General features: G+C 63.6%; 11 protein-coding genes and 1 pseudogene. 4 read left to right on the forward strand and 8 right to left on the reverse strand.

From position 1 onward, the window contains the following. Positions 1 to 228: 228 nt before the first annotated feature. The 3 genes from BPSG_RS05610 to BPSG_RS05620 all read right to left on the reverse strand — a co-directional run bounded on the left by BPSG_RS05610 (position 229) and on the right by BPSG_RS05620 (position 5,403). Entirely contained in the window at positions 229 to 1,749 is a 1,521-nt protein-coding gene (locus BPSG_RS05610; protein ID WP_026644092.1) for an amino acid permease, read from the reverse strand. Positions 1,750 to 1,835: 86 nt separating this feature from the next. Beyond that, positions 1,836 to 4,691, reverse strand: a complete 2,856-nt coding sequence (locus tag BPSG_RS05615) for an ABC transporter permease (RefSeq protein ID WP_026644093.1) — start codon at positions 4,689 to 4,691, stop codon at positions 1,836 to 1,838. 10 nt (positions 4,692 to 4,701) lie between these two features. Further along, the gene (locus BPSG_RS05620; protein WP_026644094.1) at positions 4,702 to 5,403 is read right to left on the reverse strand and encodes an ABC transporter ATP-binding protein; all 702 of its coding nucleotides are present in this window, start codon (positions 5,401 to 5,403) and stop codon (positions 4,702 to 4,704) included. 166 nt (positions 5,404 to 5,569) lie between these two features. On the opposite strand from BPSG_RS05620, the gene BPSG_RS05625 reads away from it, so the two are divergent. Then, positions 5,570 to 5,959 (forward strand): hypothetical protein, encoded by a 390-nt coding sequence (locus BPSG_RS05625; RefSeq protein WP_026644095.1) that lies wholly within the window; start codon positions 5,570 to 5,572, stop codon positions 5,957 to 5,959. A gap of 234 nt (positions 5,960 to 6,193) precedes the next feature. Here the strand turns inward: BPSG_RS05625 and BPSG_RS05630 are convergent, their stop codons facing one another. The 4 genes and pseudogenes from BPSG_RS05630 to BPSG_RS08945 form a co-directional block, all read right to left on the reverse strand. Then, the gene (locus BPSG_RS05630; RefSeq protein ID WP_026644096.1) at positions 6,194 to 7,642 is read right to left on the reverse strand and encodes an amino acid permease; all 1,449 of its coding nucleotides are present in this window, start codon (positions 7,640 to 7,642) and stop codon (positions 6,194 to 6,196) included. A gap of 117 nt (positions 7,643 to 7,759) precedes the next feature. Further along, positions 7,760 to 8,812, reverse strand: a complete 1,053-nt coding sequence (locus BPSG_RS05635) for a GmrSD restriction endonuclease domain-containing protein (protein ID WP_026644097.1) — start codon at positions 8,810 to 8,812, stop codon at positions 7,760 to 7,762. Between the two features lie 366 nt (positions 8,813 to 9,178). Continuing rightward, a complete protein-coding gene (locus BPSG_RS08720) occupies positions 9,179 to 9,337 on the reverse strand; it encodes a hypothetical protein (protein ID WP_160268228.1) in 159 nt (52 codons plus the stop codon). Next, positions 9,327 to 11,514, reverse strand: a pseudogene (locus BPSG_RS08945) (alpha-galactosidase). The gene BPSG_RS08720 and the pseudogene BPSG_RS08945 overlap by 11 nt, the downstream one beginning before the upstream one ends. 182 nt (positions 11,515 to 11,696) lie before the next feature. Between BPSG_RS08945 and BPSG_RS05650 the strand changes: the two are divergent. Both BPSG_RS05650 and BPSG_RS05655 read left to right on the forward strand, forming a co-directional pair. Continuing rightward, on the forward strand, positions 11,697 to 12,422 hold the full coding sequence (locus BPSG_RS05650; protein ID WP_026644098.1) for a phospholipase D-like domain-containing protein: 726 nt from the start codon (positions 11,697 to 11,699) through the stop codon (positions 12,420 to 12,422). Between the two features lie 41 nt (positions 12,423 to 12,463). Beyond that, the gene (locus BPSG_RS05655; RefSeq protein ID WP_026644099.1) at positions 12,464 to 13,111 is read left to right on the forward strand and encodes a YesL family protein; all 648 of its coding nucleotides are present in this window, start codon (positions 12,464 to 12,466) and stop codon (positions 13,109 to 13,111) included. On the opposite strand, the gene BPSG_RS05660 is transcribed toward BPSG_RS05655, so the two are convergent. Then, positions 13,077 to 14,117, reverse strand: a complete 1,041-nt coding sequence (locus tag BPSG_RS05660; RefSeq protein ID WP_026644100.1) for a LacI family DNA-binding transcriptional regulator — start codon at positions 14,115 to 14,117, stop codon at positions 13,077 to 13,079. The two genes, BPSG_RS05655 and BPSG_RS05660, sit on opposite strands and share 35 nt — an antisense overlap. A gap of 149 nt (positions 14,118 to 14,266) precedes the next feature. Here BPSG_RS05660 and BPSG_RS05665 point away from each other — a divergent pair, with 149 nt between their 5' ends. Continuing rightward, positions 14,267 to 15,598 (forward strand): ISL3 family transposase, encoded by a 1,332-nt coding sequence (locus BPSG_RS05665; protein WP_462138071.1) that lies wholly within the window; start codon positions 14,267 to 14,269, stop codon positions 15,596 to 15,598. Positions 15,599 to 15,846 lie beyond the last annotated feature (248 nt).

Genomic DNA, 15,846 nt, shown 5'->3' on the forward strand with positions numbered 1-15,846 from the left:
CAGTGCAAGACAAATTTCCGGCAAGGAATATGGTCGTGCGTGGCTACCCCTAGCCACGCACGACCATCACCATGCCTACACACGGCTGTACGCAGCTACCGACTAGCCACATACAACCGTCATTGTGCCCGAACATGGCAGTAGGCAGCTACCCACTAGCTACGCACAGCCGTCACTGCGTCAACATACGGCTGTAGGCAGCTACCCACTAGCCATATACAGCCGCAATCAGTGCAGCGCCTCGCGCAAACCGCGACTACTGTAGCGGTCGTGCAGCAGGCAGTAGCCGCCGAACACGACGAGCCACACAAGGCCTGCAACCGCCGGGCCGCGCGTGTCCGGACCGATGAACAGCGTGCCGTACACGAACACGAAAAACGCGATGGTGAGCGGATTGAGCACACGGTACGCCGGCATGAGGAAGCCGCCGGGCATGAACTGCGGCGAATTGCGGTAGCGGTAGTGTGCCACCATCGTGAGGATGTAGATGAAGATGAACACCGCGGACGCCGCCGACGAGAACAGCACGAACGCCCCGGAGACGCCAGGCAGCGCCGAAAGCGCCGGCGAGAGGAGCACGAGCGCGCCTGAGACGATGATCGCTCGCGCCGGCACTTTCGTTTTCGACACGACGCCCAGCTTGCCTAACACCGGCGAGTGGGATTCCTCGCCGATCTGGAACAAATGGCGCCCCGCGGAATAGAGCAGCGAGTTGAGCGAAGACGCGGCGGCGGTGAGCACCACAAAGAACACGACGGCCGCCGCCCAATGCAGGCCCGCGAACTCAAACACCATGATGAACGGCGACGAGAACTGGTTCCCGCCGTCATCGGACATGAAGTTGCGCCACGGCACGATCGCCATGATCGCGAGCAGCGCGCCCACATAGAACACGAGCACACGCATGATGATGCCGTTGATCGCCTTCGGCAGCACCTTGCGTGGGTTCTTTGTCTCGGAGACGGTCACGCCCACGAATTCAATCATCGTGTACGAGAAGAAGACCATCTGGAAGCTCATGAGCAACTGCGTCCAGCCGTTCGGCGCGAGCGAGAAGCCGTCGAAGATATGCGACAGCGAGGCCTGCCCCGCCGGGTACACGTGGTCGGAGCCAGGCAGCGTCGTGGCACCGTATCTATAGCCGGCCACCACCATGATGATCGACGTGACGATGAGCGCGAGGATCAGGAAGATCTTGATCATCGAGAACCAGAACTCGGTTTCGCCGAACAGCTTCACCGCGATCAGGTTCACGCTCACCAACGCCACGAGGAACAGCAGCTCGATGAGCCATTGCCATGATTGCAGATCGAATCCGAGCGTGCCGAAGAACGTCACGCAGTACTGCCCCACCGCGGAAAGCTCGGTCATGCCGGTCAGGATCAGCACGAGCCAATACGTCCACAGCGCGAATTTGCCCGCACCGTTGCCCAAGTACATGCGGATGAAGTTGATGAACGTGTGCTGGCTGGGGTCGCGGTACATCAGTTCGCCGATCGCGCGCATCATGAGGAACATGAAGCCGCCCACCAAGATGTAGATGAGCACGATGTTCGGGCCGTCGAGCGCGATCGACTTGCCCGAGCCCAGGAACAGGCCGGTGCCGATCGCGCCACCGATCGCGATGAACTGCACGTGGCGGTTCGTCAGGCCACGCTCCATCGCATTGTCCTCGTCGAGAGTCTCAAGGGAGGCGTTCACTTCCGCCTCACGTATTGGTGTAGAGGTGTGTGGTGTGTGTTCTGCCATAATACGACCGACTGTAACAGCCCACTATTGCGGCCCGTTTCACTATATGAGTATTTTCGTTCATACTGTCTAGTGAGAAACCGCCACTATTCCACCGCCTTGAGCGAGCCGACCGGATCGATCCGGTCGAGCACCGGATTGACGAACAGCCGCACAAGAAACGCGAACGCGAGCGTCGCGACAACGGTGATGGCATAGCTCCACCACGCGATATGCACTTCGAAATACAATCCAGGCATGTTGAGCACGCCGGTGAGCAGCCCCGCGACCCAACGGCCCAATGGCAAGCCGATGATGACGCCCATCACCGTGAGCACCATCATCTCGCGGTTCACATAATGGTGCACCTCGTTGTCATAGAACCCAAGCACCTTGAGCGTGGCCATCTCGCGCATGCGCTCGGACACGTTCGTGTGCGCGAGCGTGAACAGCACGACGAGCGCGAGGCTGCCCGCGAGCAGCACGATCAGGCCCACGACCGCGCCCATCAGATTGAACTTGAAATGTTCGGCCTGGTAGGCGGTCGAGCTGGCGGTCAGCACAATCGCATCGTCTTCGAGCTGGTCCACATACCTGATCTGCTCGTCACTGCCGCCCTTGAGCTTCGCGTAAACGGCGTTCCATGTGATCGCCGGCTGTTCGCTCGCCGCCTCCCCGAGCTGGGCCGCCGGGAAGAGCCGGTGGTAGAGGTCTTCGGAAATGAAGGTCTCCGCACCGATGAGACTGCGCGTGACGGCCGCGACCTTGACGCGGTGCGGCTGCGTTCCCTCACCGCGCAGATCTACCTCGTCCCCGGCTTTCACATCAAGCGATTGCGCGGCCGACTGCGTGACGATGATGCCGCCGTCGCCGAGCGCGACCGGCTGCGTATGGCCACCGCCGTGCACCCAGCCAAAGATTGAACTACTGCGGGCCGGCTCCAGCCGGAACATCGTATTGAGCTCGCCCAGCTGTGTCTGCGGAATGATCGTCAGCTGCACGGACGTGCTGCTGCCTTCGTCGTTCGTGATCTCACCGCTTTCGATGCGCGTCTCCATGATGGCGGTCGTCTTGCCGTCCTGCACGAGTTTGCCGCGCAACTCGTCTTCGTCGCCGTCGTTCGTCATCGCGAACATGTCGTATTGGTCCACGCCGCGGTACTGATTTGGACCAAGTGCCGCCACCGTGTCGTTGATTGCAAGGCCGCACAAGATGAGCGCGGCACAGCCGGCCACACCGCCGACGGTCATGATGAGGCGCGATTTGAAGCGGAAGATGTTGCGCGCCGTCACTTTGTTGAGGAAGCTCATGCGCTTCCACACCGGGCGGATGTGTTCAAGCAGGATGCGCGACCCCGCCTTCGGCGCTTTGGGCCGCATGAGTGTGGCCGGCATCTGCCGCATGTCGCGGATCGACGCGAAAAGCGCCGCCCCGAGCACACCGACGACAAAGAGCAGGATGCCCAGAGACCCGTAGAGCCAGTCGTATTCCAGCGTGAGGTCGGGAATCGCGTACAGGCCGCGGATCACCACGAGCAAGAACGCCGGAATCCCCAGGAATCCTATGAGCAACCCCAACCCACCGCCGATAAGGCACGCGAGCAACGCGAAGAGCGCGTACCGCAACGTGATTGTCACACGCCCATACCCCAAGCCCAGATATGTGCCGATGAGCCCACGGTCCTCTTCAACGAGGCGGCTCATCGTCGTCAGACTCATCATGACGGCCACAACGAGGAACACGATCGGGAACGCGTTGCCAAGCGATTGGATCGAGCTGATGTCCGATTTGAGCGAACTGAAGCCGCTCAACGCCGTGCGCGACTGCACATACCAGCGCGGCGCGATGTCATCGACCGTCTGCTGCTCCTTCGCGAACCGGGCATCGATCTCCTGTTTCTTTGTATTGAGCTGCTGTTGCGCCTCCTTGAGCTGCGCGTCCCCCTGCGCCCATTGGCGTTGCGCGCTTGCAAGCGGTTCGGGCATCGCCATTCCGACGGGCACGTGCGCGGCCTGCGCGTCGAGTGCCTTGAGCTGCTCGTCGAGTTGGCTGCGCTGTGCATCGAGCTGTGCCTGCGCAGTGTGGATTTCGGCGTACGCCTGTTCCTTCGCGCGCGTCAGTTCATCCTGCGCACGCTTCTGCAACGCGTCACGCCGCGCCTCCTCACGCTTCGTCTGCACGTCGCGTTCAATGCGCGAGACCGTCGACGACACGAGCGAGTCGTAATCGTCGCTGAACGCGTCTTTGTTCTGTGTATCTGCGAGCCGCATGACGACCGCACCATACACGTCCCCGTCCGCGCCGAAGGTCTTTTCAAGCGAACCCGGCGCGACGTAGCACGTGTAGTCGTTCGCGACCGCCGAACGGAATGCGGACCCCGAATACCCTTCCGGATTCGACAGATCGGATGGGTCGGTCACGATGCCGACGATCGTGAGCGCGTGCGTGCCGTCGCGCTCATCACCGCCGGACGTAGCGGTCACATCGATCGTGTCCCCGATACGGTGGTGCGTATCGTGCGCGAACTGTTCGGTCACGGCGACCTCGCCAGGTGCGTCGGGAAGACGCCCCTCACGCACATACGGCACGTCGATTGCATCTTTCGCGCCGTCCGCGGGTTCGCGGAGCGTCGCGTTGAGACGATGGCCGCCCTCGCCATCGATCGTCACACGCTCGATATGCACACCGACGGCATCGTCGACGCCATCAACGCCACGCAACGCGTCGACATCGTCATCGGTCAGACCCATCGTCGACACGACCTCCACATCGTGCAGCCCCTGCTGCTCGTAGAATCGGTTCGCGGCGAGGAACGTGTCGCGGCAGCCCGCGTAGATGCCGGTGAGCACGGCCACGCCGAGCATCGAGATGATCATGATCGAAAGGAACGGCTTCCACGCGCGCAGCCACGACCTCCACGTGTCCAACAGGAACGCCGAACCCAGCGCCTTGTGCCTTGTCACGTCCGCCACCTCACCATTCGATGTCGCTGATCGGCGTCGGGTGCTCGTTGATCTCCTGGCTGATGACCTTGCCGGAACGAAAGCGAATGATCTTGTGCGCCATCGGTGCGAGCGCCGAGTTGTGCGTGATGATCAGTACGGTCATATGCTCGTCGTGGCAGATGTCCTGCAGCAGCTGCAGCACCTCCTTGCCCGTCTCATAATCGAGCGCACCCGTAGGCTCGTCGCACAACAGCAGTTTCGGTTTCTTCGCCACCGCGCGCGCGATCGAGACGCGCTGCTGCTCGCCGCCGGACAGCTGCGCGGGGAAATTGTCGAGCCGGTCTCCCAAGCCCACTTTGTCGAGCGTCTGCGCGGGGTTGAAATGGTCCGCGCAGATCTGCGATGCAAGCTCCACGTTCTCGAGCGCCGTGAGATTGGGGATCAGATTGTAGAACTGGAAGACGAAGCCGATGTCGTTGCGGCGGTAGGTGATCAGGTCGTGGTGGTTGAGGTCGGTGATGTCACGGCCGCCCACCACAACGGTGCCGCCCGTCGCGGTGTCCATGCCGCCCAGAATGTTGAGCGCGGTCGTCTTGCCCGCGCCGGACTGGCCCAGGATCACGCTCAGCTCGCCTTCGTCAGCGGTGAAGCTCGCGCCGTCGAGCGCGCGGATCGCGGAATCCCCCGCCGGATATTCCTTGACGACGCCATTGAACTCGATGTATGCCATCGCGCGCTCCTTTCACGCTCAAGCCACACCCTCAGTATCGTCGAGTTTTGGCGGCGAAACGCCGTGCCCGCATGGCAGAACGGCGTTTCTCCGCGCGCGAAGATGATGCTACCGTGGTCGCACTTCGAGAAACCGAACAATACTCATCAACGAGGAAAGACACCCCATGGCGTCCATCGTCGACGCACAAACCGCGCCGATTTACGAATTCAAAGTGCGCACCGATGCAGACGATATCTCGTACGACGGCGACCCCGCATGGCGCGGATACACAGTGACCGCGGAGTGCGTCGACTCGTATGCCGAGGGCACATGGAAGGAATGCCCCTCAGACACGCTCTTCCTGCTCACCGGAAAAACAGTGCGTGACGAGACGATCACCGAACCCGATTTCCAGAACGCCGGATTCGAAGTGACGAAAGAGGAATCGGGCACACTGAATCTGCGGCTTGTGACCGAAGGCGTGAGCAGCACCGCCGAAAGCACGGCGCTGCTCACGAAGTCGATGCCGAGCTCGTTCGCCGTCGCGAACACGATCCAGCTGGAGGCGGAGTAGCTGGCCGCCGTCTGCGACAATCGAGGTATGCCCCGCAAATCAGGCCGGATCACCCGCCCCCCTACTGCAGATCGACTCGAATCCATCCGCCTTGTACCGCACAAATCGCAAATGCTGACCGTATTTGCGATTTGTGCGGCGAAGAAAGACGAAAACAGCGAAAACGACACCAGCGGACGAGCAGACAGCGGCCGATGGCACCCAGGATGCCATCGCGGCCACGGCGGCACAGACTCAGCGCCCCGTCCGCTGCGTGAGCGCATACGCGGCGAACAGCACGGCGAGCCAGACCACGCCGGCGACGAGCGCGATGCGGTAGCTCGGCGAGAAGCACATCAGTACCGCCACAAGTGCGAGGAACGCGATGATCACGTACGGCATCCAGCGCCAGCCCGGCAGTTTGAACTGGATCTTCGCGAGCGCCTCGTCGCCGCGCAGGCCGCGCAGTTCGCCCGGGCCGTCGCCTGCGGCCACGCGCTTGCGGAACAGCATCTCGGTGATCATGATCATCGTCCAGTTGATGATCGCGGCGATCGTTGCGATCGACATCAGGTAGTTGAACGCGAACTGCGGCCACAGGAACACGACGAACACCGCGACCACGGTGACCGCGGCGCTCGTGAGCACGGCGGCCACCGGCACACCACGCTTGTTCACACGGCCCAGATACGCCGGCGCATTGCCCTGGCGCGCGAGCGAGAACAGCATGCGCGAGTTCGAGTACAGCGCGGAATTGTAGACGCTCATGACAGCCGTGAGGCACACGAAGTTGAGGATGCCGGCGGCCACCGGCACGCCGACCGAGTCGAAGATCTGCACGAAGGGGCTCATCTTGCCGTCGATGCGGTCCCACGGCACAACGGCCATGATGATGCCGAGCGCCGCCACATAGAACACGAGGATGCGCCAGATGATGCCGTTCGTCGCCTTCGGGATCGTCCTGCGCGGATTCTCCACTTCGCCGGCCGTGACGCCGATGAGCTCGGTGCCGCCGAAGCTGAACATGACCACGACGAGCGCCATGAGCAGTCCTGTCCAGTGCCCGTCTGACGTGCGGGAGAGCGCGCCGTGCGGGAAGAATCCTCCGTCCACGGTGAACCAGTTGGCGAACGACGCGCGCACGCCGGAGTCGGTCGGCAGATTCGCGACGATTACGGCGATGCCGCCCGCGATCATCGCGATGACAGCCACGATCTTGATCAGTGCGAACCAGAATTCGAATTCGCCGAATTCACTCACGCCGAACAGATTGAGGATCGTGATGAGCACGAGGAAGAACGCTGCCGACGCCCACTGCGGAATGTTCGGGAACCAGTAGTTCACGAACGACCCAACCACGGCGAGCTCGACCATCGAGACGAGCACATAGTTGAACCAGTAGTTCCACCCCGAGATGAACCCGGCGCGCTTCGACCAGTACCGCGACGCGTAGTAGCTGAACGCGCCCGCCTTGGGGTCCTCGACGCTCATCTCGCTCAGCGCGCGCACGATCATGAAGATCGCGGCTCCGCCGATGAGATATGCCAGCAGAATTGACGGCCCGGCGAGCGCGATCGACTCGCTCGAGCCGTAGAACAGGCCCGTGCCGATCGCGCCGCCGAGCGCGATGAGCTGGATGTGCCTGTTTTTCAATGATTTGCGCAGCTGTTGTGGCTGCTCACTCACTTCGGGGGTGGAGGCCATGGTCGTCCTTTTATATCGCGGCGCACTGGCGCGCCATGAAATATGCCGCCGTTCATTCTATGAACGCGTTGTTACGGTTAGGCGCGCAGTGGATTCGGCGGAAGGACGGCCATGTTCTCACTCGCAGGCGATGCCGTCGCCATCGCGGTCGAGCTTCGAGCTGTAGCCCGGTTCGCCCTGATGGAGCGGGGCCTTGCCAGCGGCGCGCACGGCGGTACAGTTCTTGTAATACACGTTCGTGTCTTGCTGTGCGGGCTGCGGCACAGGTTCCTGCGTGGGGGCTGGCTGCGGCGCCGGCACTTCCTGCGTGGGTTGCGGTTCGACCGTCTGCGCCGGCTGTTGCTCGACCTGTACCGGAGTGATCACACCGCCGTCCGCGGGAATGGTCTGCGTTGGGCAGGTGGCGAGCACGTTCGCCATCGCATCGTGCTCGGCCTGCGTGACCCACAGGCGGTACTTCTGCTTGACGCCGATCTGCCGCGCCACGTACTCGCAGCGGAATCCGGTGTTCGAGGGGAGCCATGTGGCCGCGTCGCCATCCGACTTGCGCTGGTTCGATGGTCCGTCCACTGCGAGCAGGTTGTATGGGTCGTTCGCCAGGTTCCGGCGTTCGTCTTCGGTGAGCTGCTGTGCGCCTTTCTGCCACGCGTCGGACAACGCCACCACATGGTCAATCTGCACGGCGGCGCTCGTGTCCTGACCGCGCACGAAGTCGATGCGTGTGCCGGTATACGGATCCTGCAGCACACCGCTCGCCACCACACAGTCATGCGTGTTCGCCTTGTAGGTCTTGTCGGTCAGGTCGCGGTTGAGGATGTCGTTGCGGGTATCGCAGCCGTTGTGGTCCACGTCGGCCCATGCCGCGCCGAACTGGTCGCGGCTATACCCGGTCTTCGGCGCACGGCCCTTCACTGCAAGCGTGTCGAGCACGGTGAGCGCGTTGTCTTGCGCGCCTTCCGGCGCCTGTCCGATCATATCCGCGGTGGATTGCTGTTCTTCCGCGGTTTGCGACGGCTCCGGCTCCGGCGTGGCGGTGGCCGAAGGCGAGCTCGTCGTTGAAGGCTGCGCGCTGGAGCTGGAGATAGAATCGACCGGCGAGCAGCCAAAAACGGTGAGGAGCAAAGCGCCCGCGGACAGCGAAGCGGCAAGGGTGCGCCAAGTGGAGGCCATAGCTGGTTCTTCTCTTCTCTATGCAATATATGAAGCGAAAACAATCAATATGGTACGCCCGCCATGCCCATGCACGCGGGACGTCTCACATATGGTCACAAAACTTCCATATTGCGAACATATTGCGAACAGCCAAGGCTTGAGTGACCGTATCTCGCTTACGCGAGTGCCCTAATCGGCCTAAGGGCGAGTATAGGGCCTGCGATTTGTTGAAATCGCACGGTGTTCAGGGCGCCATACTTGCTGGTGGAAGGTTTTGGGCACTCGCGTAAGCGAGATACGGCACCCCATGCCGAAACAATGGTCCGCGGGCGATCATGCGACCGCCCGCGGACCATTGAGGAAAGAAAAGGAAAGAGATAAGAATCAGAAGTTCAGCGAGACATGCACCTCCTCGGTTCCGGGTGCTGCGATCGGCACGGTGGTACCACTGACAGGCTTGCCGTCCACGGTCAGGGAAGCCTTGCCGGTGCGCCGCGCGTCGATCACATAGCGCACGCCGCGCCATTCACGCTCAATGTGCAACTCGGTGAACTGCGCAGGCAGGTGCGGTTCGAGGCGCAGGCTGTCGAATGTGGGCTGCACACCCAGCAGATACTGCGAGACGTCCACGAAGGTCCACGCGGCCGTGCCGGTGAGCCACGAGTTCTTGCCTTCGCCCGGCGGCGGCGATCCACTGCGGGGTGTTCCATCCCCAGCGCGATTCACCGATCTCCTCGCGCAGCCGCACGCGGTACGTGCGGGAGGCGTCAAGCCCGGCCGGGCGCAGGCGCTCGGTCACCACGTCGCGCAGGTTCGTGACGGTCGCCACGACCCACACCGCCCGCGAAGCGTCATCGGCCACGACCCCGCGCGCACGCAGCGCCGGGTCGTGGAAGTCCGCGTGGCGCACCTCGCCGGCGTGCAACAGGCCGCGCAATTCCTTGACGAGCTTCACGAACGCCGTGATCTGCGCGATCTCCTCGTCCGTGCACTCGAGGATGTTCCACTCGAACCCGGAGCAGCCTTCGAGCGACATCGCGGCGCGGTAGCTCAGGTCGGTCGCGCGCCACGTGGAATGCGCCGGGCTTGGGCCGATGTGTGCACCGATCATCTCGGGCGGCACCACGAGCTCGGTGGTGCGCTGGATGTCCACGCGGTCGCGCGGGTCGTTCGAATCGGACGCCCAGATGCGGTCGGCGTGCTGCAGGATCCCTGCGTCGGTGCGGCCACCGCCCGAAGCACAGCTTTCGATCTCGAGCCCCGGGAACTCAGCCGGTAGGCGGCCTCGGTCTGCGCGTGCAGGCCGTAATGGCCGTCGTGCACCGGCTCGGTCACGTCGCGGTTGTGGTCCCACTTGATGTAGTCGATGCCCAGTTCGCGGATCAGGTCGGCCATCTGCCCGCGCACATGGCGGTAGGCATCGGGGTTGGCCAGATCGAGCACATACTGCGTGCGGTATGAGATGTCCTCGCGGCACGGCACGGCCTCGGGCGCGGCGAGGATCCAGCCTGGGTGCTCGCGCGCGCAATCGGAGTCGAGGTTGACCATCTCCGGCTCGAACCACAGGCCGAACTGCATGCCCAGGCGTGCACATGCTCGGCGAGCGTGTCGAGGCCGTTGGGCCAGACCTCGGGGTCGACGATCCAGTCGCCCAGGCCCTTCGTGTCGTCGCGGCGCAGGTGGAACCAGCCGTCGTCGAGCACAAAGCGCTCCACGCCCACCTTCGCGGCCAGATCGGCGAGCGCGATGAGCGTGGCCTCGTCGTGGTCGAAATACACCGCCTCCCACGTGTTGAGCGTCACCAGGCGGTCGCCGCGCACATGGTTCGGCAGCGAGCGCAGCCAGCGGTGGAAGCGCGCGGCCATGCCGTCGAGGCCGTGGTCGGACCACGAGAAGCACACCTGCGGCGTGGCGTAGTCGGAGCCGGGCAGCAGTTGGATCTCGCCGGGCCCCAGCAGCTCGCCCGCACCGAGCAGCGGCTCGTGCTGCGGCAGGTTGTCGAGCCGGTAGGTCTGGTTGCCGCTCCACGCCAGATGGCACGCCCAGACCTCGCCGGAGTCGAACAGCGGTTCGCCGTCGCTCGCGACGAACAGCCACGGGCTTTCATGGCTCGTCTTGCCATGGCGGCAGTCGCGCGTCACAGAACCACGCGGCAGCGGGCCGGTCTGCGGCTGCTTTTCGAGCGGCCAGCGGCCGGTGAACTGCGTCAGATGGTCGGCGCGGCGCGGGATCGGCAGCACGGAGTCGAGCCAGTTCACGGTGAGCGGCTCCTCATGCTCCATGTCGATGTTGGCGATGCGCTCGTCCATGAGCACCAGACCGCCTTCGGCGAGGCTCAGCCGCACGTCGAGCTCCACAAGGTTGACGGCGTCCTTGGCATGCACGAGCAGCTCATGGCCACTGTGCGCCACCTGCGTCTCGACCGTGGTCCAGCGCACGAACACCGGCGCGGTGCCGCGGTATGCCTCGAGCCCGGGGCGCCCGGCGAAGGCCTCGGCGCCCTGCGGCAGCAGTGACGGCCGCAGCGCCGCGTCCGGCTTTTCGGCGGGCGGCGTGACCTTGAGCGTCATCGCGTCGAGCGCGGAGAGCTCGCCCTCGGCACTCGGCACGCCGAAATCGCGGCCCCAGTATTCCACTTGCGGCATTTCATTCTGCGGCGTCTTGAGCACGACGGCCACGCCGTCGCGGCGCAGCACCACATGATTCCCGTTATCAAACATCGTTGTCTCCTACCATGGTGGGTTCACCAGTCAGTGTAATTCGCGCGCGCAGCGGCGGTGCGGCACGCGTGAAGGGGTTGACTTTTCCGTGCAATCAGTATAAATTAAGCGTTTAAGTAATGCAAACGGAACATCGTGTTCTGTGCGTTTCGCGGCACCGGGGCCGCAGTAAGGAGGGCGCCATGCCGAACACCGACCGGCTCACTGACTCGCAACGCGAGGCGATCGACACGCTCACCGCCGCCCCACAATACGCCGGCGCGTCGAAGTTGCGCATTTTCATGCAACTGCCCGCCAAACGCAAAGCTGCGTATTTCCGCGAGCACTTCCTCGTGCCGTGCATCGCCGCCGTCATCGTCATCGCACTGTGCACATTCGTGATCGTGCGCATCGTCTCGCCGCGCGAACGGCCCGCGCTGTACGCGGCGGTCGTCGACAGCTCGCTGCCGTTGGGTGAGGCCGCCAAACTCGAGCAATCCACCGAGCACGAACTCGGCGCCGACGTGATTGTGGACGACTATTTCGACACCACGAAAGACGGCATCTCCAAACTGCAGACCATGATCTCGAGCGAGCAGATCGACGTGGTGATCGCCCCGCCGAGCGTGTTCAAGGAACTCGCTTCCTACGGCTATTTCAGCAATCTGCACGAGGCGCTCCCGGCCGCCGAATACGGCCAGCTGCACGCGTACACACAGGATTTCCGCGGATTCGACGATGCGCAGCTCGCCGACGACGTGGACGATTCCGGCAGTGGCAGGGGCGCCGCCGAACCCTACGGGCTCAAGCTCGAGCGCGCCGGCGAATGGCACCGGTACGCGGACGGCGGCGATGCGCTCGTGGGCATTGTGGCCAACACCAAGCAGCAGGCGAACGCGCAGCGGTTCATCGATTACCTGTACCACTAAGCCAGTCAGTCAACCACCACATCTACCCGAAGGAACACACGATGAGCGCAGGCATCTTCCGCCAAGACAATCCGTACAACACGATCATGGGCCGCATCGGCGACCTCGCCATGCTCTCGGTGGCGTGGACGGTCTTCTCGATCCCCATCTTCACGATCGGCGCCTCCACATCCGCCGCGTGCGAAGTGGCGCGCGAGATCGTCGAAGACACCGACGAAGGCGTGTTCCGCGCGTTCTGGCGCGCATTCAAGCGCCGTTTCGGCACGAGCTGCCTGTTCACGTTGCTGTACGCCGTGGTGTTCGGCCTCGGCGCGTTCGACCTGTGGTGGATCTCGCGCCAGTCGGGCGATTCCGCATCAATCTTCTACGGTGTCACCGTCACGGTGTTCGTGATCGTGGCCATGCTGCTCGCGTTCGTGCTGCCGCTGTTCGGCCGCAGCAAGCTCACCGCGCGCGAGCAGATCGTGCAATCCGCACGCCTCGCGCTGATGAAGCCGCTCGTCGCGCTGCTCATCGTGGCGCTTGCGGCATTGCCGATCGCGCTGATGGCGCTTGTGCCCGGCGCGATCATGTGGGTGCCGTTGCTGTGGGTGATCCTGAGCTTCGGCGTCTCGTTCTGGGCGGCGATGCTCGCGACGTGCAAGGCCTTCGTCCTCAAGCCTGCTGACCGGCCAGCGCAGGACCAGTAGATTCGCGCATTTTCAGTACATACGGCGGCTCTTCGACGACGCCCACGTCCTCGCCGTCGATGAGCTTGAGCATGAGTGAGGCGGCCATATGCCCTGAGCGCACGATGTCGCGGTTGAGGGCGGTGATGCCCGGATGCGCCGCCTCGCACATGAACGAATCGTCCCACGACATGATCGACAGATCTTCCGGCACCCGCACACCCTGGATGGCGGCCACACCTTCGCCGGCGAGCGCCATCACGTCGTTGTCGTAGATGATTGCGGTGGGGCGCGGGTTCACGCTGAGCAGGCGGCGTGTGGCCCCGGCACCGGAGGCCGGCGTGTAGTCGGTGTGCAGGCAGCGGTAGCGGATGCCGAGTTCGGTCGTGGCCTCCGAGAACGCGGCGTCGCGGATATACGAATGCCCAAGTTCCTCCGGCCCCGCCACACGCGCGATGCTGCGGTGCCCCAAGTCGTACAGGTGCCGCACGGCGAGGCCGACCGCCGCGGCGTCATCGCTCGCGAGCGTGGGCAGGCCGGCGGTCAGCGAGGCGTCGGCCACGGCGAGCACCGGCATCTGCGGGTTCTGTTTCATCGTCTCGATGCGGCTGTCGCCGATCTCCAGATTCAACAGCAGCATGGCGTCCACATTGCTTGTGGCGATCCAATCCCGGATGATCGCGTCTTCGTCGTCATGGTCCATCGACATGCGCACGAGCAGCGAATAGTCCTTCTCCTCGAGTTCGGCGCCAAGGCCGGAAATCAGGCTCATCATGTATGGCTCGACCGCGAGCAGCTGCGGGTCGTAGCCCAGGACCAGGCCGATGCGCCGCGTCTTCGACTGCGCGAGCGACTGGGCCGCGCCGTTCGGCTTCCACCCCAGTTCGCGCGCGACTTCGAGCACTTTGGCGCGCGTCGCCTCGGACACGCCCGGCTTGCCGTTGAGCGCGTACGAGACAGCGCTGCTGGACACCCCTGAAGCTCTCGCCACATCGAAAATAGTCACCTTCGACTTTTGCGCTGCCATGCTCCGCTCCTCATCTTCGACTCCCGGCCGAATGGTCGGACTGTTCATGTTCAGGCGGCTGAACACCCGGTTGCTTAACTAACTTAAGTGGCTCTTCTCAAGTTAGTGTGTAAGGGCCGTGCTTCATCATTGCTTGTGTGATAGAAAAATTGAATGAGGAAACACGGCCTGAACCCGAGTTTATCGTGTTCGACCCCCAACGTTTCCTTGGTTTGGATGAGATGGGTCTTCGTGTGCTCTCGTGGCGGCGTCTTGGCAGGCCGGACGGCCCGGGATTAAGGCAGATCAGGTGCGAGCCGGACTCGCACGACGCACGCTGGTGCCCCTCGTGCGGCGCGTATGCCAGGGTGCGTTCGTCGTGGCTGCGCACGCTGGCGCATGTGCCCTACGGCGACGACGCGGTGCATCTGCTGGTGCGCGTGCGCCGCTACGAGTGCGTGCCGTGCTCACGCTCGTGGAGCGATGATCTTGAGGCGGTGGGCGCCGGCAGGGGCGTGTTGAGCGTGCCGGCGGTGATGTGGGCGCTGCGGCGCGCGTGCCTGGACTCGATGACTGTCTCGGCGTGCGCCAGGCTGCTTCATGTGGCATGGGCGGTGGTCGACCGGGCGGTGCGCGAGCAGGGCATGCTGCTGCTCGAGCAGGCCGACCGGTTCTCCTCGGTGCGCGCGATCGGCGTGGACGAGCACGTGTGGCGCCACGGCGCGTTCGGAGACCGGTACGTGACCGTGATCGTCGACCTGACCCCGCGTTGCGACGGCAGGCCGGCAAGACTGCTGGACATGGTGCCGGGCCGTTCCGCCCAGGTGCTTCGCGAATGGATGCAGGCGCGCGGCGGCGAGTTCACAAGACGCGTCGAGGTGGTCGCCATGGACGCGTTCGCCGGCTGGAAGCAGGCCGTCGAATCCGTCGTGCCCCACGCGGTCGAGGTCATCGACCCGTTCCACGTCGTGCAACTGGCCGCCGCCCGCGTCACCAAGGTGCGCTGCCGCCTGCAACGCGACGCCACCGGCAGGCGCGGTGTCAAGGGCGACAGGCTCTACGACTGCAGGCGCGCCCTGCTGACCAGCGACGAATACCTCGGCGCACGCGGCCGTGCCAGACTCATGACCCTGTTCGCCATCCAGACCAACCACGACCTCATGCTCACCCACGACGCCTACCAAAGGGTCATACACGCCTACCGGTGCGACGACCGGCGGCGCGGCGAACGCATGATGCGCGAGCTGATCGACGACCTGACCGGACCGGGGCGCTACAAAGGCTGCCGGGAACTCGCCTCCCTCGGCCGCGTGCTCAAAAGACGCATGCGCGACATCCTCGCCCTCTTCCGCCACCCCCACTCAAGCAACGGACCCACCGAAGCCATCAACGGCAGGCTCGAGACCCTGCGCGGCAACGCCATGGGCTTCGCCAACACCACCAGCTACATCCAACGATGCCTCATCCACAGCAGCCAACTCAAAGACATCCTTACACACTAACCTGAGAAGAGCCCCTTTAAGCTGTCATACCCAAGAGACACCGTCATCCTCCCTCCATGTATCCCTCACAAGAAAATCGCCGATTTCCCGCACTTCCACGGTATCGCCCTGCGCTTAAGCTCCTATACCCACGCAACGCCATCCACTACGCGAACAATGCAACCATTTGCATTGAGACAAGGCCCTTACAGACACCCCACAGAAAAGCCCTCCCGGCAGCCCGAGCCAACCCAACCCTTCTTGTAATA

The sequence above is a fragment of the Bifidobacterium pseudolongum subsp. globosum genome (genome assembly GCF_000741295.1).
GTDB classification, from domain to species: domain Bacteria; phylum Actinomycetota; class Actinomycetes; order Actinomycetales; family Bifidobacteriaceae; genus Bifidobacterium; species Bifidobacterium globosum.